General features: G+C 64.7%; 1 protein-coding gene. It reads left to right on the top strand.

Annotated elements, in window-relative coordinates; genetic code table 11:
• On the top strand, positions 1 to 2,790 hold a 2,790-nt coding region (locus tag A9976_RS12290), incomplete at its 5' end, for an efflux RND transporter permease subunit (protein ID WP_183019249.1).
• Between the last annotated feature and the right edge of the window lie 130 nt (positions 2,791 to 2,920).

Genomic DNA, 2,920 nt, shown 5'->3' with positions numbered 1-2,920 from the left:
CACTTGATCTCGCCCAATGACCGCTACGACATCACCTACCTGCGCAACTACGCGATCCTGAACGTCAAGGACCGTCTGGCCCGCATCACGGGTGTGGGCGAAGTGGCGGTGTGGGGGGCAGGCAACTACTCGATGCGCGTCTGGCTGGACCCGCAAAAGGTCGCCCAGCGCGGCATGACCGCGTCGGAAGTAGTCGCCGCCATCCGCGAACAGAACGTGCAGGTCGCCGCCGGCGTGATCGGCGCATCGCCTACGCAAGGCGACGTGCCGCTGCAACTGAACGTGAATGCGCGCGGCCGCCTGCAAAGCGAAGAAGAGTTCCGCGACATCATCCTGAAGACCTCGCCCGACGGCGCCGTGACGCACCTGTCCGACGTCGCTCGCGTGGAGCTGGACGCCCAGGAATACGGCCTGCGGTCGCTCCTGGACAACAAGCAGGCAGTGGCGATGGGGATCATGCAATCGCCGGGCTCGAACGCGCTGGATGTCTCCAGCCAGATCCGCGCCGCGATGGCCGAGCTGGAACAAGACTTCCCGCCGGGCGTGGAATACCGCATCGAATACGACCCCACGCAGTTCGTGCGGTCCAGTATCGAAGCCGTGGTGCACACGCTGCTTGAAGCCATTGCGCTGGTCGTGCTGGTGGTGATCCTTTTCCTGCAGACCTGGCGCGCGTCCATCATCCCGCTGCTGGCGGTGCCCGTCTCCATCGTGGGCACGTTCGCGCTGATGCTGGTGTTCGGCTATACCATCAACGCCTTGTCGCTGTTCGGGATGGTGCTTGCCATCGGGATCGTGGTCGACGATGCGATCGTGGTGGTGGAAAACGTCGAGCGCAACATCGCGGCGGGTTTGAGTCCACGCGACGCGACCTACCGCGCCATGCGCGAAGTCAGCGGCCCCATCATCGCCATCGCGCTGACGCTGTGCGCCGTGTTCGTGCCGCTGGCCTTCATGACGGGCCTGACGGGCCAGTTCTACAAGCAATTCGCGGTGACCATCGCCATCTCCACGGTGATCTCGGCCATCAACTCGCTGACCCTGTCGCCCGCGCTGTCGGCCCTGCTGCTGAAAAGCCATCACGACAAGCAGGACTGGCTGACCCGTGGCATGAACCGCGTCTTCGGCCGCTTCTTCAACTGGTTCAACAACATGTTCGGCCGCGCGTCCGAGTCCTACGGCTCGGGCGTGTCCGGCGTGATCCGCCGCAAGGCCAGCGCGATGGGCGTGTACGCGGTGCTGGTGGCCGCCACGATCGGCGTGTCGTACCTGGTGCCCGGCGGCTTCGTGCCGGCGCAGGACAAGCAGTACCTGATCGGCTTCACGCAGCTGCCCAACGGCGCGTCGCTGGACCGTACGGAAGCGGTGATCCGCCGCATGAGCGACATCGCCCTGAAGGAACCCGGCGTGCAATCCGCCATCGCCTTCCCGGGTATGTCGATCAATGGCTTCACCAACAGCTCCAGCGCCGGCATCGTGTTCGTGACGCTCAAACCCTTTGGTGAACGCAAGGACGCCGCGCTGTCCGGCAACGCCATCGCGGCCTCGCTGAACCAGAAGTTCGCGACGATCCAGGACTCGTTCATCGCCGTATTCCCGCCCCCACCCGTACTGGGCTTGGGCACGCTGGGCGGCTTCAAGCTGCAACTGGAAGACCGCGCCGCGCTGGGCTATGCCGAACTGGATAAGGCCAAGCAGGCCTTCCTGGAAAAGGCGCGCCAGACGCCCGAACTGGGCCCGTCGTTCTCCAGCTACGAGATCAACGTGCCGCAGCTGGATGTGGACCTGGACCGCGTGAAGGCCAAGCAGCTGGGCGTGCCCGTGACGGACGTCTTCGACACCATGCAGATCTACCTGGGTTCGATGTATGTCAACGACTTCAACCGCTTCGGCCGGGTGTTCCAGGTGCGTGCGCAAGCCGATGCGCCGTTCCGCGCCCACGCCGACGACATCCTGCAGCTGAAGACCCGCAATGCCGCGGGCGACATGGTGCCGCTGTCGTCGCTGGTGACGGTCAACCAAACCTTCGGGCCTGAAATGGTGGTGCGCTACAACGGCTACACCGCCGCCGACATCAACGGCGGTCCGGCCCCTGGCTTCTCGTCCGATCAGGCGCAAGCCGCGGCCGAGCGCGTCGCCGCCGAAACGCTGCCGCGCGGGGTGAAGTTCGAATGGACCGACCTGACGTATCAGCAGATCCTGGCGGGCAATGCCGGCTTGTGGGTGTTCCCGATCAGCGTGCTGCTGGTGTTCCTGGTGCTGGCCGCGCTGTATGAAAGCCTGACCTTGCCGCTGGCCGTGATCCTGATCGTGCCGATGAGCATCCTGGCCGCGCTGACGGGCGTCTACCTGACGGGCAACGACAACAACATCTTCACGCAGATCGGCTTGATGGTGCTGGTGGGCTTGTCGGCGAAGAACGCGATTCTGATCGTGGAATTCGCAAGAGAGCTGGAAATGAGCGGCCGCACGCCGCTGGAAGCCGCCATCGAAGCCAGCCGCCTGCGCCTGCGCCCGATCCTGATGACGTCCATCGCGTTCATCATGGGTGTCGTGCCACTGGTGCTGTCGTCCGGCGCCGGTTCGGAAATGCGCTACGCCATGGGGGTCGCTGTGTTCTTCGGGATGCTGGGCGTGACCTTGTTCGGCCTGTTCCTGACGCCGGTGTTCTACGTGCTGCTGCGTTCGCTGGGCGGCAAGACGCTGCACTCCGCCGCGCCGCACGAAGCGCCGGTGAGCACGCAGCATATCGACCCGAACGCGCCGCCCGTCACGCAACCTCACGCATAAGGCCGGCAACGCCGAAAGAGCAGCCAGCGCGTCCCGTCATGCACGGCGGGACGCGCGCTAAAGAGAATTCATCATGATCCAAAGACTGACCCGTGGTTCCGCCTTGCTTGCTTGCCGTCCTGCTCGTGCT

The organism is Delftia sp. UME58 (genome assembly GCF_014170385.1).
In the GTDB taxonomy this organism is placed as follows: Bacteria; Pseudomonadota; Gammaproteobacteria; order Burkholderiales; family Burkholderiaceae_C; genus Comamonas; species Comamonas acidovorans.
Note: the sequence above shows the minus strand (reverse complement) of the source record. Positions and strands in the feature narration are given on the sequence as shown.